The sequence below is a fragment of the Nakamurella endophytica genome, from assembly GCF_014646215.1.
Lineage (GTDB): Bacteria > Actinomycetota > Actinomycetes > Mycobacteriales > Nakamurellaceae > Nakamurella > Nakamurella endophytica.
Map to the genome: position 1 here is coordinate 15,682 of NZ_BMNA01000012.1, position 16,001 is coordinate 31,682.

Sequence of the window (16,001 nt, forward strand, 5' to 3'; positions counted from 1 at the left end):
CGCGGGGAACCGTGCGCCGGCGGGATCACCGGATCCACCACGGGGTTCATCAGGACGCCGAGCGGGGTCACGCTCCGTGACAGCCGCCGGTCCGCGCCGGTCCGCGCCGGTCCGCGGGCCGCGGCCCGGGTCAGCGGTCGCGCCGCCGGATCTTCCAGGCCGCCATCGACACCGCTGCCGGGACCAGCGCCAGACCCCGCGGCGTCCCGGCCGGCGGCCGCGGCGTGACCAGGTCGGGTCGGCGCCACGCCGCGTGGGCGCCGTCGTCGTCCGGTCGCAGACCCAGCTCGCGGAGCTGGTTGACGGCCATCATGCCGGTGAAGTAGGCGTTCGGGTTCGCTCCGCCCACCTCGAGCTCGGCGACGGCTCCGGCGTAGCCCTCGACCCACTCGCCGGGGTGCACGGGGCCCCGGTCCGGGAGCAGGGTCAGCGCCCGCTCCTGCAGGATCATCGCCTGCTCCAGCAGGGCGTCCACCCGGTCCGCCGCCTGCCGGGCATCCGCGACCTCGAAGCTGTGACCGTCGGTCAGCGTGGTGACCTCGCCCTCGTCGACCATGGCGGCCACCGCACCCAGTGCGGCCTGCAGCTTGAACTGGTCGGCGTCGTGCATGACGCCGCACGGGCCGTTGCCCTCGTCGGACAGGTGCAGCAGGCGGTTGTCGCGCAGGTGCACGACGACGTGCCCGGCGCAGTGGCCCTGGGTGCGCAGCACCCGCACGGCACCGTCGGCGAAGGTCCATCCGGTCATCCGCTGGGAACCGACGCGGATGCGCTCGAGGGGCCGCTGCTCGTAGGTCCGCGTCGACAGGCCGAACGGCCGCAGCGGCTGGAAGAGCGAGACGACCCGGTCCCCGACCAGGCGCGGCGGAGCCGGCAGCGGCACCACGCCGGCGATGCGGGAGAACGACTGCACCCAGTAGGACTCGGGGTCGAGCAGCTGCGGCAGGTCCCGCGCGGGAAGGTGGTGCTCGACCGGGACGCCGCGCTGCTGTGCCAGGTCGTCGGCCAGGTCGTTGTTGCCGACGTGGTCGACGTGCCCGTGCGTCGTCAGGACGACCAGGCGCTGCCAGGGTCCGACCCGGTCGACCGCGGCGGTCACCGCGTCCCGGAACCGTTCGGTCACGCCGGTGTCGACCAGGAACAAGGTGTCGTCGACCCGGTGCAGCAGGGCGTTCGCGACGTCCGGCTGCCCACCCTCGACGTCGAGCTCCTGACCCAGTACCAGCACCGTGCGGTCGTCGATCCCGATGGTGTCGCCCAGTGCCATGTCCTGGCCCCTCCGCTCGCCGCCCGGCCGTCGCGGGCTGTCGTTCCCGACGCTAGGGCGACGACTCACCGCGCGCTCTCACGCCTCGACGGGGCACGTGCGAGCGTCGGGTGAGTGCCCTCCGGCACGGTCGTCCCGACGTCCGGTGTCGACCCGGACCGGCCGGCAGCCGAGGTGAGCCGTGGGCGTGCAGCACTTCCACCGCGTCGGCGCCGTGTCCGCCGCCGGTGACCTTCCGGGAGCGGCCGCGCGGAGGCTACCGTCGCGCCGTGCAGTTCCGCGATCTCGGTCCGTTGCGGGTCGAGAGTGACGGTGTCCCGCTCCGGATCGCCGGGCGGCGGTTGTCCACGCTGCTGGCGGTGCTGGTCGCCCACGCCGGTGACGCCGTCCCGGTGGACCGGCTGGTCGAGGCCACGTGGACCGGGTCGCCGCCGGTCCGCGCCGAGGCGGCGCTGGACTCGCTGCTGTGGCGGCTGCGCCGGATCCTGGACCCGGATCGGGAGGCGCGGGGACCGGGCGAGGTGCTGCGGACCGAGCCCGGTGGTTACCGGATCGTGGCGGGTGACCGGGAGGTCGACTCCCGCGCCTTCGCCGCCGGAGCGGCCGGTTCGGCCTCGGCGCTGCGGGCCGGGGATCCCGGCGCGGCCCTGGAGGCGGCGGACCGCGCACTGGAGCGCTGGCGCGGGGTCCCGTTCGACGGCATCGCCGACGCGCCCTGGGTGGCCTCGGTCCGGCACCGGATGGACTCCGTCCGCCTGGACGTGCGCGAGACCCGGATCCAGGCACTGCTCGACCTCGGGCGTCCGGAGCAGGCGGCGTCCGACGTGCTGCCCCTCCTCCGCGACCATCCGTTCCGGGAGCGGTTGTGGGCACAGCGCATGCTCGGTCTCTACCGGGCCGGGCGGCAGGCCGACGCGCTTGCGACCTTCGCCGATGCCAGGGCCCTGCTCGCCGCGGAGCTGGGCGTACGACCGGGTCCGGAGTTGACCGGCGTGCACGCCGCCGTGCTGGCGCAGGACCCGGTGCTGCAGGGGTCGGGAGCGCAGGCCGTGGCGTCCGGCGGCGGGCTCGCCGGCCCTGTGCGCCTGCCGCCCCGGGTGGCCGGCTGTGGGGCCGCGACGACGATCTCGCGCACGTCCACGACCTGCTGGACCGGGTCCCGATCGTGACGCTCACCGGGCCGGTGGGTGTCGGTAAGACCGCGGTGGCCGCTGCGGCAGCCTGGAACCGCCGGCAGCGCCATCCGGACGGCGCCGGCTGGGTGGACCTGACGTCGGTCACCGTCGACGACGGCGTGCCGGTGGCCGTCGCGTCCGCGCTGGGCGTGCAGATGGCCGGTGCCGATCCCGTGGACGCCGTCGTCCGTGCCCTGTCACCGCGGACCGTGCTGCTGGTGCTGGACAACTGCGAGCAGGTCGTGCCGGGGGTCGCCGCGCTGGTGAGCCGGGTCGCCGCCCGGTGTCCCGGGGTGACGGTCCTGGCCACCAGCCGGGAGCCGCTCGACCTGGACCTGGAGGCCGTGCACCGGCTCGCGCCGCTGGAGGTGGCACCGGGGGACCGACCGGACGCGGCCGCACTGCCCGCCGTCCGCCTGTTCGTGGAGCGCTGGCGTCGCGGGACCGGCCCCGGAGCCGGGGCGGATCCCGACCCCGCCGCGGTGGTCGACATCTGCCGCATCTGCGCTTCCGTCGGGGGCCTGCCGCTGGGCATCGAGCTCGCCGCCCGCCGGGCGCGGGCCTTCTCGCTGTCCGAGATCGCCGACAGCGTCGCGGACGATCCCCGGGGGCTGACCCGGGACGCGCGCAGCGACCGGCGCGACCGGACCCTGGCCGACGCCGTCGACGCCAGCCACCGGCTGTGCGGGGACGCGGAGCAGGTCGTCCACCGCCGGATCGCGGTCCTCGCCGGGCCTTTCACCCTGGCCGCCGCCCAGGCGGTGGCCGGCACGCCGCCGCTGTCACCCGGCGGCGTCATGGACGCCCTCGGCGGGCTGGTGCACCGGTCGATGCTCTCCGTCGACCACACCGACGCCGACCCCACCTCGACGGAGCGCACATCCACCGGCCGGACCCGCTTCCGGCAGCTCGTCCCGGTCCGGGCGGATGCGACCGAGCGGCTGCGGGCCGCCGGAGACGAGGCCGCGGCGCTCGACCGCCGCGACCGGTGGGTCAGCCGGCTGGTGGCGACCGGGCCGCGCCGCGGCCGGCCCGGCCAGCGGGAGCACTACGAGGCACTGGACCGCGACGCCGCCACCGTCGCCGCGGCCGCGGACAGCATGTTCGCGGCCCCGGCCGGCGACCGGGGGGCACTGCTGGCGAGCCGGATGGTCGGCTACTGGTACGACCGCAACCGCAGTGTCGAGGGCCGCCGCCGATTGGCGGCCGCCGTCGCCCATCCCGGCTGCTCGCCGTTCCCCGCCGCGGCCGCGGCGGCCGCCCTGGGCGCGGTGCTGTCCATCGCCCGCCGGCCCGGCGACGCGCGGCCGCACCTGGAGCGCAGCGTGCCGGTGCTCGCGGCGGTGACCGGTGAGCGTGCCGCCGAGGCGGCCGGCCTGCTCGTCGACGTCGCGTCCGCCGGCTGGGTCGGCGACGACTGGGCCTACGCCGCCCGGGTCGCCGGCGTGGCACTGGACCGCTGCGTCGCGGCCGGCGCGGATTACGAGGCGCTGATCGCCGAGGCGGTGCTGGCGGCCGCAGCGCTCTTCGCCGGGCCGCCGGAGCGCGCGCTGGATCGCGCCGAGCAGCTGCTGCGCCGCGACGGCATCCGGGAGAACGGCCAGGCCCTGCTGTTCGTCTGCGCGACCGCGGGCATCGCCGCGCTGTTCCTGCACGACGTCGAGGCGGGGCTGCACTGGACGGCCGAGGCGCTCCGGCAAAGCGATGCCATCGGCGCGCTCAACACGGGCGGTGTGCTGGAGCAGCGGGCCGCCCACCTGTCCGCCGCGGGCCGACCGGCCGATGCCGTGCGCTGTCTGGCTGCGTCGGCCACCCGCGCCCGGCGGACCGGGGCGCCGTGGCCCGGGCATCCCGGCACCGCTGAGCTGCTGGACGGTGCCCGCCGGCGGCTGTCCGACGTGTCGTTCGCCGCTGCCTGGGCGGCGGGGGAGCGGATCGTGTCCGCCGCCGACGGCATCCGGGTCGAGGACTGGCTCTAGGCGGTCCGGCCGTCCCCCCGGCACGGCTTCCGATGGTCCCCCACGGTCGGAACCACCGCCTCGGCCCGATCCGCTGCGACGGCCCGCAGCGCCACCGCACCGGTGCCGCTTGACACCTCCGGCCGCGACCATCATGCTGCAAACGTTCTCGTAAACGTTTCCAGGCAGGACGACGATGAGGTCGACATTGGCCGACGTGGCCCGCGAGGCGGGCGTCTCCGTCGCGTCGGTGTCGCGCGTCCTGAACGGTCACCCGGCGCGGCCGGGTACGGCCGACCGCATCCGCAAGGCTGCCGCCGAGCTGGGATACCTGCCGGACCTGGCCGCCCGGTCACTGAAGATGCGCCGCACGGAACAGGTCTCGCTCGTCGTCGACGACCTCGGCAACCCCGCCTACATCGACATGATGCGCGGCGTGGAGCGGGTGCTGCGGGACGCGGGCTACCGGCTGCAGATCTCGGCCATCGGCTCGGACGCCGACCTCGGGACCTCGACCGCCCTGCACACCGTCTCCCGCGGGTACGCCGACGGCCTGATCATCTGCCCGCTCCGGATCAACGCCGAGCTCGTCCAGGTGCTGGAGGCCTCGCCGATCCCGGTGGTGGTCATCGGCACGCTGCCCCGCGGTGCCCGGCTCGACAACGTCACGGTCGACTCGTCGTCCGGCGTCCGGCTCGCGCTGGAGCACCTGCACGGGCTCGGGCGTCGTCGGGTCGCCTTCCTGGGCGGGCCGGTCGACACCAATCCCGGCACCCGCCGGCTCGCCGGATTCCGCACCGCGGCCCGCGCTCTGGGGCTGCCCGGAGACCCGGAGCTCGAGTCGGTCACCGACGCGTGGACCTACGAGGCCGCGCTCACCGCGTTCGACCGGCTGCTGGGTCGCACGGACTTCGACGCCCTGCTCGCGGCCAACGACGTGTTGGCCATCGCGGCCATGCACACGCTGCACCGGCGCGGGCGCCGGGTGCCGCAGGACGTGGCCGTCGTCGGGGTGGACGACTCCGAGGTGACCGCGTTCAGCACGCCGACCCTGACCAGCGTCGCCCTCGGCGCCCAGCGTCGGGGGGCGATGGCGGCGCGGCTGCTGCTGCGCCGGCTCGCCGACCCCGAGGCGCCGCTGCGGCGCCTGCGGGAGGTCCCGCGCCTGCAGGTGCGGGAGTCGACCACCGGCTCCGCGGAGCCGGTCGGCGCCGGCCATCCCACCGCACAGCCCTCGACCGCCGCCGCCGACCCCCACGCCGGCCCCGCCGAGCAGGAGCACCGATGACCTCCGCGATGACGCTCTCCGCGCCGCCCACCCCGCCGCCGCGCGGCGCCGGGCGTTTCCAGCGATGGCTGTACCGCAGCGGCTCCGGCCTCTTCCTGCTGCTGCCGGCCGCCGTGCCGATCCTGCTGCTGTCGGTGTTCCCGCTGGTGCGCGGCATCTACCTGGGCTTCACCGACGCCCGGGCCGGCTACCGGGTCACCACGAACTTCGTCGGCTTCGACCAGTTCGCCAAGCTGGCGCACAACGCCCTGTTCTGGCAGTCGTTCCGGATCGGGCTGGTGTGGGCGGTCAGCGTCACGGTGCTGCAGTTCCTCGCCGCGCTCGGGCTCGCCCTGCTGCTCAACGCCGACCTGCGGCTGCGCTGGCTGGCCCGGACCCTCGCGCTGGTGCCGTGGGCGATGCCGCCGGTCATCGTGGCGATCATGTGGCGGCTGCTGCTGGATCCCACGGTGGGCAGCCTGAACGAGTCCATCCGGCTGCTGCACCTGGGCGAGGGCACTCTGAACCTGCTCGGGCAGGCCAACTCCGCGCTGCCGACGGTGATCGTCATCGGCGTCTGGGTCGGCATGCCGCAGACCACCGTCACCCTGCTGGCCGGGCTGCAGTCCATCTCGCCGACGCTGCACGAGGCGGCCGCGGTGGACGGCGCCGGCACCTGGCGCAGGTTCGTCAGCGTCACGCTGCCGCAGCTGTACCCGATCATCGCGGCCATCACCTCGCTCGACTTCATCTGGAACTTCAACTCGTTCGGGCTGGTGTACGTGCTGACCGCGGGCGGCCCGGGCGGGAACACCATGCTGCCCATGCTGTTCGCCTACCACGAGGCCTTCGGGTACGGGAACTTCGGCTACGCCTCGGCGATGGCCGACGTGATGGTCGTGCTCATCCTGCTGATCATGCTGGCGTACCTGCCGAGCCGGCTGCGGAGGTCACGGTGAACCGCACGCGACCGCTGACCCGGGCCGGCCAGTACCTGGCCCTGCTGGCCTACCTGCTCTTCCTCGGGTACCCCTTGCTGTGGTTGGTGTCGATCTCGCTCAAGGGCGCCCGGGAACTGGCGTCCATCCACCCGAGCCTGATCCCGCGGTCGCTGGTGTGGGACAACTACCGGATCGCGCTCACCGACCAGGGGCTGTTGCGGTCCGCGCTGAACTCCGTGCTCACCTCCGTGGGCGCCACCGTGATCGTGATCGTGGTGTCGGTGCCGGCCGCCTACGCGCTCACCCGGTTCCGTAACGGTGCCCGCACCGCGGCCACGCTGTGGATCCTGATCAGCCAGGTCTTCCCGACGATCCTCATCGTCATCCCGCTGTTCCTGCTGCTCAAGTCGTTCGGGCTGCTGGACTCGCTGCCGGGGCTGACCGTCGTCTACGTCGTCTGGACGCTGCCCTTCGCGCTCTGGATGCTGATGGGGTACATGGCCTCCGTGCCGCAGGAGGTCGAGGAGGCCGCCGCCGTCGACGGAGCCGGCCGGTTCCGCGTGGTGTTCAGCGTCGTGCTGCCGCTGCTGACGCCCGGCATCGTGGCGACCGCCATGTTCGCCTTCATCTCCGCGTGGAACGAGTTCTTCTTCGCGCTGGTGCTCATCAGCACCACCGAGAAGCGCACGCTGGCCCTGACGCTTGCCAAGTACGTCGGCTCCGAGGGTCAGTTGCAGCTCGGCCCGCTGGCCGCCGGGTCGGTGCTGGCCACCGTACCGAGCCTGGTGTTCTTCCTGTTCCTGCAGAAGCGGCTCTCCGGTGGACTGCTCGCCGGCGCCGTCAAGGGCTGACCCGTCCAGCCGCTCCCGTCCGTCCCGAACCGTCCTGTCCCGTCGTCGTGTCCGTCCACCCGGCAGAGCTGCCGGAACCCAGAGGAGAACGCATGCGTATCCCTTCGTCCACCGCCGCCGTGGCCCTGCTCGGCGGCATCGCGCTGGTGCTGACCGCGTGCGGGTCCGGCAACAGCGGATCCTCGATCTTCACCAGCAGCGGGTCCAGCGGCGCCGCCGGCACGTCCTCGTCGGCGACCGGCAGCTCCACCGGGGGCGCCGCGTCCGGCGGCTCGGCGGCCGCCACGTCCGAGGCCTCGTCCTCGTCGGGGTCGGGTGGATCCGGCGGGGCGCCGGTCACGCTGACGTTCGAGAGCCTGGCGTTCCAGCCGCCGACCGTCGCGGCGGTCAAGAAGATCGTCGCCGACTGGAACTCGTCCCACCCGGACATCCAGGTGACGCTGCAGCAGGGCAGCGCGGACAGCGCCGGCGACCAGTACACGACGCAGCTGCAGGGCGGCACCGCGCCCGACATCATGGACTTCCAGGCGTCCCTGATCACCGACTACATCAAGCAGGGCTACCTCGCCGACATCTCGCAGTACATCGACCCGCAGGTGAAGGCGTCCATCCCGCAGGCGATTTGGGACACGGTGACGGTGGACGGCAAGGTCTACGCCGAACCCACCCTGCTGCAGTCGTACGTGGTGTTCGCCAACACCGACCAGTTCAAGGCCGCCGGCGTCCCCGTTCCCACCGGCAAGAGCCTGAGCTGGGACGACTTCCAGGCCCTGGCCGCCAAGCTGACCACCGGCGGCCACGCCGGGCTCGGCTGGGGCCTCAAGTCGCCGGCAGCGACGGTGCTCAACCTGAGCCTGGGCTTCGACGGGACGTTCTTCTCCGGCGACCCGAACAGCCCGTCGTTCGACGTCGGCGCCAACGAGCTGCAGGTGCCGCAGCGGATCAAGAAGATGATCACGGACAAGAACCTGGACGCCACCAGCGTCACCCAGGGCGGCTCCGACACGCTGCCGGGCTTCTTCGCCGGCAAGTACGCGATGGTGGTCGGCGGCGACTACATCGCCCAGACGATCAAGAACTCCGGTCCCGCGGACCTGCACTGGACCGTGCTGCCGCCGCTGGCCGGGAGCTCCTCCGCGCACCAGGGCGCCGACCCGCAGACCCTGTCGGTGACCCAGCAGTCGCAGCACCAGAAGGAGGCCGCCGAGTTCATCAACTACTTCCTGTCGGCCAAGAACCTCGCCGCGGTCGGCCAGGGCGACTGGCTCATCCCGTCCTCCCAGGCGGCCAGGGACGAGATCCTGGCGCAGACCAAGGGTGCCGACGGGTGGACCAACATCCTGGCCACCGCCACCGAGCTGGTGCCGGCGCCGTTCCAGACCGCGAACGGCTACCCGAAGTGGAAGACGCAGACGATGATCCCGTCGCTGCAGAAGTACTTCGCGGGTTCGCTGGACGACCAGGGACTCGTCGACGCCCTGAAGCAGGGCTGGTCGGCCGTCGGCTGACCCGGTGCCGCATCCCGGGTCCCCGGTGGCGCGACGCCGCCGGGGACCCGGTCCGACCGGACACCGACGAGCACGAGAGAGAAGAGGACATGGACGAGTTCGAGGACCGCGCCGTCGCGACCCTGGTGGGCGGCGCCGTCGGCGACGCCCTGGGTGGTGCCACCGAGGGCTGGACGCACGAGCAGATCGAGCAGCGGTGGGGCGGACCGGTCACCGGCATCGTCGGTCCCTACCACCAGGACTGGCGGACCGCCCGGCCGATGTCGCCGTACCACAAGGGCGACGGGCACATCACCGACGACACCCTCATGACCCACGCGCTGGTCCGGGTGTACGACCGGCTGGCGCGGCACCTGGACGCGTACGCCGTCGACTCGGACCTGGTCCCCGAGATGGTCGACGAGCGGCACTGGATCCCGGAGCTGGAGACCGAGACCGTCCTGCTGCAGCGGGTCTTCCTCGCCGAGAAGTGGCTGGTGCTGCGACTGCGGTACGGGCACAACGACCCGCGCGAGGCCGGCGTCGGGAACCTGGTCAACTGCGGCGCCGCCATGTACATCGCGCCGGTGGGCGTGGTGAACGCCGGCGACCCGGAGGGCGCCTACGCCGAGGCGATCGACATGGCCGGGGCGCACCAGTCCTCCTACGGCCGGGAGGCTGCCGGCGTGCTGGCCGCCGCGGTCGCCGAGGCCATGGCCACCGGGGCCACCGTCGACTCGGTGGTCGCGGTGGCGCAGGAACTGGCCAAGGACGGCACCCGCGACGCGGTGGCCGCCGTGGTGGCGGCCGCTCGCGACATCGGCCCGGAGGTGCAGGCCGACGCGTTCGCCTTCGCCCGGGCCCTGCGGGAGTCGGTGCTGCCGTACGACACCGTCGGCCCGGTGTACCGGCAGCCCGCCCTCGACAGCCGCAAGCCGAGCCGCACCAAGGCCATCGAGGAACTGCCGATCGCGCTCGGCTACCTCGTGGCGACCGGCGGGGACTTCCGGCGCGGCGTGCTCGGCGCGGTCAACTACGGCCGGGACAGCGACTCGATCGCCGGCATGGTGGGCAGCCTGGCCGGGGCGTTGGGCGGGACGGCGGCCGTGCCCGCGGAGTGGGCGGACGCCATCGAGGAGGCCAGCCGCACCGACCTGCGGGCGCCTGGCCGCACCCTCGCCGCGGTCGCCCGGAAGATCGCCGAGGACGACCGGGCCCGGCTCGAGCAGCGGTGGCGCCGGCGCGAGGCCAGCGTCGCCGTGGCCGGGTCGTGAGGCTGACCTGGGTCCAGCCGGAGGACAGCCTGCTCCACGAGTTCGAGCAGGCGGCGCACGAGGGCAAAGAGGTGGAGGACCTGCGCCGGCGCTGGCTGGACGCGGGTGGGGCGCCGGCGATCGGCCGCAACGGCGCCACCCCCGAGCCGCCGGCGCCGGAGCTGGTGGCGCTGGCCCGCCGGCTGCTGGCGGAGCTCGACGCCCGCCCGGTCGCCGCCGCCTACGCCGCCGCCGAGCCGCGCGACCTGGCCGCGATCCTGGCGACGCTGGCGACGCCCCCGGCCGCCCTGCCCGTGCCCGGCGCCGCCGAGCTCGCCCGGCGGACCGCCGGCGCCTGGACCGGCCGGCTGGTCGGCTGCCTGGTCGGCAAGGTCGTCGAGAAGGTGCCGCGGGCGGGCATCGAGGCCCTGCTGCGCAGCTCGGGCCAGTGGCCGCTGCGGGGCTACATCACGGCCGCCGGGGTCCCGGCCGAGGTGAGCGAGCGCTACCCGTGGAACCGGGCGAGCCGGGTGCACAGCATGGCCGAGAACATCGACGGCATGCCGGAGGACGACGACATCAACTACTCGTTGCTCGCGCTGGCGCTGGTCGAGCGGCGCGGTCGCGCGCTGACCACCGAGGACGTTGCCGACTCCTGGTTGCGCAACCTGCCGGCCGCGCTCGTCTTCACGGCCGAGCGGGCCGCCTACCGCAACCTGCTGGACGCCCTGCCGGTGGAGCAGGTGCCGGTCACCGCCAACCCGTTCCGCGAGTGGATCGGCGCGGCGATCCGCACCGACGTCTACGGCTGGGTCTGCCCGGGCAGGCCCGCCGAGGCCGCGGAGCTGGCCTGGCGCGACGGGCGCCTCAGCCACACCGGCAGCGGGCTCTACTCGGCCATGGCCAACGCCGCCATGGCGGCCGCGGCGGTCGCCGGGGCCGGCCCCGACGCGGTCCTCGAGGCCGGCCGCTCGGTCGTGCCGCCGCGCAGCACCCTGGCCGCCGCCATCGACACGGCCGTCGACCTCGGCCACCGCGGCCTGACGGACGAGCAGGGTCTGGGCGCCCTGTACGAGCGGTTCGGCCACCTGCACTGGGTGCACGCCGTGAACAACGCGGCGCTGGTCTGCTACGCGGTGGCCCGGCACGGCACGGACTTCGACCGGGCCGTGGCGCTGACCGCGGTGTCGGGGTGGGACACCGACTCCACCGGCGCGACCGTCGGCGGGCTGGTGGGCGCCGTCGTCGGGCCGGAAGGGATCGCCGACCGGTGGACCGACCCGATCGGCGGCCGGGTGGCCAGCAGCCTGCCCGGCTTCGCCGACGCCCGCGTGCCGGACCTGGTGCGGCGCACCGTCGAGCTGGCCGGGCAGCCGTCGTGAGCGTCACCCGTCACGCCGCCCGCTCGGACCAGGACGACGCCGAGGACCTGCGGGACGGCGTCGACGTGCTGGCGGGCCGGGACCTGCTCCATCCGCGGCCGCTGGACGGGCCGGTCACCGTGGACCTCGGCGGCGTGGACGGCGAACCGGTCCGCGGGCTGGCGCCGCTGTCCCGGCTGGACGGCCGCCCGCCGTCGACCACGGACATGGACGCCGCTAAGATCTTCGCGGGACCCGCGGACCCGGCCGACCGGCCGCGCTGGCGGCGCCGGCTGGCCCGCTGGCGCGACGAGGCCGCGGCGCGGGTCCCGCCGGGCGGGATCCCGGGTCCGGAGCCGCAGCCGTGGGCCGCCCGGTGCCGCACGGTGTTCGTCGCCTGGCTCTGGGACGACCGGCTGTACGACTGGGATCTCGACCGCTGGGAGCCGGAACGCCTGCTGGACCACCTGGACCGGGAGTTCGGCGGCGTCGACGCGGTGGTGCTCTGGCACGCGTACCCGGTCATCGGCCTGGACGAGCGGAACCAGTTCGACTTCTACGACGTGCCGGGCCTGCCCGAGGTCGTCGACCGCCTGCACCGCCGCGGCGTCCGGGTGTTCCTCGACTACAACCCGTGGGACACCGCCACCCGGCGACCGCCCGCCGGCGACGCGGCCGCCGTGCGGGACACCCTGGACCGGCTCCGGGCGGACGGGCTGTTCCTGGACACCCTGCGCGAGGCGGCCGTCGAGCTGGTCGCCACGGTGGGCACGCACCGGGTGCTGGAGAGCGAGTCCCGGATCAGCGTCCCGGCGATGCGGACCCACCAGCTGTCCTGGGCGCAGTGGTTCGCCGACAGCCGGGTGCCCGGCGTGCTCCGCGCGCACTGGCTGGACCGGCGGCACGTGCAGCACCACACCCGGCGCTGGAACCGCGACCACAGCGACGAGCTGCAGTCCGCGTGGCTGAACGGCTGCGGGGTGCTGCTGTGGGACAACGTGTTCGGCAGCTGGGTCGGGTGGAACGAGCGGGACCGGGCCGGGCACCGGCGGATGCGGCACGTGCACCGCTGGTTCGGCGACCTGCTCGAGAACGGCGACTGGACGCCGCTGGTGGATCTGGGTCCCGCGGCCGACGCGGCGGGCATCTACGCGTCGCGGTTCGCCGACGCCGGCCGACGCCTCTACCTGCTGGTCAACAGGACCGGCACGGACGCCACCGTCGACCTGCCCGAGCCCGCGGTGGACCTGTTCGCCACGGGTGCGCCGGCCGGGCCGGCGGGGCGGGTCACCGTCCCGGCCCGCGGGCTGGGCGCCGCGCTGGCCGGACCACCGCCCGCCGGAGCGGTGCCCGGGCCGGAAACCGCTCCCGCGGCCGGGACCGCCTTCCCGGAGCGGCCGCTGCGCCGGCTGGGCTCCCCGGCGCCGCGCGTCCCGAGTACCGGCCGCGCCGGCCCCGCGGCCGGAGCGGACCGTGCGGTGCCCGATCACGGCGCGGCGGCCGCCGGCCGGGCCGTGCCGGCGACCGCCGGTCGGGCCGTCCCGCTGCCCGCGGGGGAACACCCGCTGGTGCTGCGGTTCCGCCGCCGGGAGACCGGCATGTTCTCCGGTGCCTGGTGGGTCGACGCCTGGAAACCGCTGGCCCCGGACCTGCATGCGGTGATGGAGCAGGACTGCGTGGTGACGGTGCCGGCGGGCGGCACGCGGGTGCGCACCGCGCCGGTCACCCGCGGCGAGTACCTCGAGTTCCTGCGCGACACCGGCTACCGGCCGGCCGTGCCGTACCGGTTCCTGGCACCGGACGGTGCGGCCGCCGACGGTGCGGCCTCCGGCGCTCCGGCCGTCGGCGATGCGGACGCCGGCGCTCCGGTCACCTTCGTCGACGCCGCCGATGCCGCGGCGTGGTGCGCCTGGGCCGGCGGGCGGCTGCCGACCGCCGGTGAGTGGGTGCTGGCCGCGAGCGGGACAGGCGCGGCAGCACCGGGTGTCTGGCTCCGGACGGCGGACCGCTACCAGGAGGGGCCGACCCGTTGGACGGTGCTCGTCGGCGGCACGGATCGCCCACGGGAGGGTTCCGGGTGGTACTTCGACTCCGGACCGCAACCGCCCGGCTGGATCGCCAAGGCGCTCGACCAGGGCCGCGGGGTGGGCCGGTCGGCGACGGTCGGCTTCACCGTGGCCTGGGGTCCGGAACCGGAGACCCGGCTCGGGCCGGAGCGGATCGTCGCGCCCGGCCGCCCGATCGACTACTGAGACCGATGGCCCGACGGGACCGACCGGGCTGCGACGGAGGCGAGACGTGTTGATGCAGGACGACAGCGGCCGCGCGGAGGCGGACCACGGCGACGCCGGGCGGTCGGATGCCGCCGAGCCGGGCGGCGCGCCGCTGCACGGGCTCAAGGTTGTGGAGGTCGCGACGCTGTTCGCCGGCCCGCTGGCCGCCACCTATCTCGCCGACTTCGGGGCCGACGTGGTCAAGGTGGAGCACCCGCAGCATCCCGACGGCAGCCGGCGGCACGGCGTCAGCAAGGACGGCATCGGGCTGTGGTGGAAGACCATCGGCCGGAACAAGCGGACCGTCACCGCCGACCTGCACACCGACGGTGGCCGGCGCGTGCTGCTGGCCCTGCTCGCCGACGCCGACGTGCTGGTCGAGAACTTCCGGCCCGGGACGCTGGAACGCTGGGGACTGGGGCCCGACGTGCTGTGGCGGCACAACCCGCGGCTGGTCGTCTGCCGGGTCACCACGTTCGGTCAGACCGGCCCGTACGCCCACCGTCCCGGCTTCGGGTCGCTGGCCGAGGCGATGAGCGGGTTCGCCGGGGCGAACGGCGAGCCGGACGGTCCGCCGCTGCTGCCGCCGTTCGCGCTGGCCGACGGGATCGCGGCACTGGCAGCGGCTTTCGCGACGATGGTGGCGCTGACCGAGCGGGACCGGACGGGCCGCGGCGACGTGGTGGACCTGAGCATCCTGGAGCCGATCCTGATGATGATGGGCCCGCAGATCACCGCGTGGGACCAGCTGGGCCTCATCCAGCCGCGCAGCGGCAACCGCTCGGTGAACAACGCGCCGCGCAACGTCTACGAGTCCGCCGACCACGTCTTCCTCGCGGTCTCCTCCAGCGCCACCTCGGTCGCCGAGCGGGTGCTGACGCTGGTCGGCCGCGAGGACCTGGTCCACCGGTCGTGGTTCGCCACCGGCGCCGGGCGGGCCGAGCACGTCGACGAGATCGATGCCGCGGTGGGGGACTGGATCGGCCGGCGCACGGCCGCGGAGGTGGTGTCCGCCTTCGACGCGGTGTCGGCGTCGGTCGCCCCGGTCTACACCGTCGACGGCTTGGTCGCCGACCCGCAGGTCCGGCACCGCGGCACGGTGGTCGACGTCCCGGACCCGGACTTCCGGCACGTGGCCATGCAGAACGTGCTGTTCCGGCTGCAGCACGCGGCAGGGTCGATCCGCTGGACCGGACGGGCCCACGGCGCCGACACCGACGACGTACTGGCCGATGTCGGGTTCACCGCCGAGGACATCGCGGCGTTGCGCGCGGAGGGAGCGGTGTGAGGGCCGCACCCGGGCCGGTCTGCGCCCTGTACGTGCCGGGGGACCGCCCCGAGCGGTTCGCCAAGGCGGTGGCCTCCGGGGCGGACCTGGTGGTGCTGGACCTGGAGGACGCCGTGGCGGCGGAGCGGAAGGACCTGGCGCGCACAGCCGTCGAGACGTTCGTCGGGGAGATCGGCACCGAGGTGGCCGGTGTCGGCATGGCGATCCGGGTGAACGCCCGCGGCACCGTCGGCTGGGCCGAGGACCTCGAGCTGCTGCGCAGGCTGCTCGGGGCCGGCCACCGGCCGGCCGAGGTCCGGCTGCCCAAGACGGAGTCGCCCGCGGACGTGGCCGCGCTGCGGGCGGCCGCCGACGTGCCGGTCGCCGCGCTGATCGAGTCGGCCCGCGGGCTGCTCGCCGCACCGGAGGTGGCCGCGGCCCCCGGCGTGGTCTCCGTCGGCCTGGGGGAGGCGGACCTCCGGTCGGACCTGGGCATCGAGGGCGACGCCGCGTTCGCGCCGCTCCGCCTGCAGCTGGCGGTGGCCGCGTCCGCGGCGGGTCTGCGCCGGCCGGCCATGGCCGCCTACCCCGCGCTCGACGACCTGGACGGTCTGGCCCGGTCGTGCGCGGCCGGCCGGGCGGTCGGGTGCCACGGCCGCAGCGCCGTCCACCCGCGCCAGGTCCCGGTGATCCGCCGGGCGTTCCGGCCGACCGCCGGCGAGCTGGCGGCCGCCCGGGAGGTGCTGGAGGCGCTGGACGGCCCGGCCGGTGCCGCCCGCACCGCCGACGGGTCGATGGTCGACGCCGCCATGCGCGGGTGGGCCGAGGCGACGCTGGCGCTGGCCGCGGACCACGAGGACGGCGCCGGGGGATAGCGCCCACCCGGCGGGGTGCCGTCCGA

General features: G+C 74.9%; 12 protein-coding genes. 11 read left to right on the forward strand and 1 reads right to left on the reverse strand.

Features of this window, described 5'->3' with window-relative positions; all coding sequences use genetic code 11:
* Nucleotides 1-130: 130 nt before the first annotated feature.
* Complete coding sequence (locus IEY37_RS18260) at nucleotides 131-1,267, reverse strand: MBL fold metallo-hydrolase (protein WP_188944186.1); 1,137 nt, start codon at nucleotides 1,265-1,267, stop codon at nucleotides 131-133.
* A gap of 269 nt (nucleotides 1,268-1,536) precedes the next feature.
* Between IEY37_RS18260 and IEY37_RS18265 the strand changes: the two genes are divergently transcribed.
* The 11 genes from IEY37_RS18265 to IEY37_RS18315 all read left to right on the forward strand — a co-directional run bounded on the left by IEY37_RS18265 (nucleotide 1,537) and on the right by IEY37_RS18315 (nucleotide 15,975).
* Nucleotides 1,537-2,436, forward strand: a complete 900-nt coding sequence (locus IEY37_RS18265) for an AfsR/SARP family transcriptional regulator (RefSeq protein WP_188944187.1) — start codon at nucleotides 1,537-1,539, stop codon at nucleotides 2,434-2,436.
* The gene (locus IEY37_RS18270; protein WP_188944188.1) at nucleotides 2,433-4,421 is read left to right on the forward strand and encodes an ATP-binding protein; all 1,989 of its coding nucleotides are present in this window, start codon (nucleotides 2,433-2,435) and stop codon (nucleotides 4,419-4,421) included. Before IEY37_RS18265 ends, IEY37_RS18270 begins: the two co-directional genes overlap by 4 nt.
* Before the next feature lie 175 nt (nucleotides 4,422-4,596).
* Nucleotides 4,597-5,688 (forward strand): LacI family DNA-binding transcriptional regulator, encoded by a 1,092-nt coding sequence (locus IEY37_RS18275; protein WP_188944189.1) that lies wholly within the window; start codon nucleotides 4,597-4,599, stop codon nucleotides 5,686-5,688.
* Nucleotides 5,685-6,626 carry a carbohydrate ABC transporter permease gene (locus IEY37_RS18280; RefSeq protein ID WP_229674621.1) on the forward strand — a complete coding sequence of 314 codons (942 nt, stop codon included), beginning with the start codon at nucleotides 5,685-5,687 and terminating at the stop codon, nucleotides 6,624-6,626. Before IEY37_RS18275 ends, IEY37_RS18280 begins: the two co-directional genes overlap by 4 nt.
* A complete protein-coding gene (locus IEY37_RS18285; RefSeq protein WP_188944191.1) occupies nucleotides 6,623-7,459 on the forward strand; it encodes a carbohydrate ABC transporter permease in 837 nt (278 codons plus the stop codon). The genes IEY37_RS18280 and IEY37_RS18285 overlap by 4 nt, the downstream gene beginning before the upstream one ends.
* 92 nt (nucleotides 7,460-7,551) lie before the next feature.
* The gene (locus IEY37_RS18290) at nucleotides 7,552-8,967 is read left to right on the forward strand and encodes an ABC transporter substrate-binding protein (RefSeq protein ID WP_188944193.1); all 1,416 of its coding nucleotides are present in this window, start codon (nucleotides 7,552-7,554) and stop codon (nucleotides 8,965-8,967) included.
* An 89-nt stretch (nucleotides 8,968-9,056) separates the two neighbouring features.
* Nucleotides 9,057-10,220, forward strand: a complete 1,164-nt coding sequence (locus tag IEY37_RS18295) for an ADP-ribosylglycohydrolase family protein (RefSeq protein ID WP_188944195.1) — start codon at nucleotides 9,057-9,059, stop codon at nucleotides 10,218-10,220.
* Entirely contained in the window at nucleotides 10,217-11,581 is a 1,365-nt protein-coding gene (locus tag IEY37_RS18300; protein WP_188944197.1) for an ADP-ribosylglycohydrolase family protein, read from the forward strand. Before IEY37_RS18295 ends, IEY37_RS18300 begins: the two co-directional genes overlap by 4 nt.
* Nucleotides 11,578-13,812 (forward strand): SUMF1/EgtB/PvdO family nonheme iron enzyme, encoded by a 2,235-nt coding sequence (locus IEY37_RS18305; protein ID WP_229674622.1) that lies wholly within the window; start codon nucleotides 11,578-11,580, stop codon nucleotides 13,810-13,812. Before IEY37_RS18300 ends, IEY37_RS18305 begins: the two co-directional genes overlap by 4 nt.
* A gap of 52 nt (nucleotides 13,813-13,864) precedes the next feature.
* Nucleotides 13,865-15,121 carry a CaiB/BaiF CoA transferase family protein gene (locus tag IEY37_RS18310; protein WP_188944294.1) on the forward strand — a complete coding sequence of 419 codons (1,257 nt, stop codon included), beginning with the start codon at nucleotides 13,865-13,867 and terminating at the stop codon, nucleotides 15,119-15,121.
* Nucleotides 15,118-15,975 (forward strand): HpcH/HpaI aldolase/citrate lyase family protein, encoded by an 858-nt coding sequence (locus tag IEY37_RS18315; protein WP_188944199.1) that lies wholly within the window; start codon nucleotides 15,118-15,120, stop codon nucleotides 15,973-15,975. The genes IEY37_RS18310 and IEY37_RS18315 overlap by 4 nt, the downstream gene beginning before the upstream one ends.
* The last annotated feature ends 26 nt before the right edge of the window (nucleotides 15,976-16,001 follow it).

Excerpts from the sequence above, each read along its gene's own strand:
- IEY37_RS18310 (WP_188944294.1), top strand. The coding sequence starts at position 13,865 with ATGCAGGACGACAGCGGCCGCGCGGAGGCGGACCACGGCGACGCCGGG.
- IEY37_RS18290 (WP_188944193.1), top strand. The coding sequence starts at position 7,552 with ATGCGTATCCCTTCGTCCACCGCCGCCGTGGCCCTGCTCGGCGGCATC.
- IEY37_RS18295 (WP_188944195.1), top strand. The coding sequence starts at position 9,057 with ATGGACGAGTTCGAGGACCGCGCCGTCGCGACCCTGGTGGGCGGCGCC.
- IEY37_RS18280 (WP_229674621.1), top strand. The coding sequence starts at position 5,685 with ATGACCTCCGCGATGACGCTCTCCGCGCCGCCCACCCCGCCGCCGCGC.
- IEY37_RS18275 (WP_188944189.1), top strand. The coding sequence starts at position 4,597 with ATGAGGTCGACATTGGCCGACGTGGCCCGCGAGGCGGGCGTCTCCGTC.
- IEY37_RS18260 (WP_188944186.1), bottom strand. The coding sequence starts at position 1,267 with ATGGCACTGGGCGACACCATCGGGATCGACGACCGCACGGTGCTGGTA.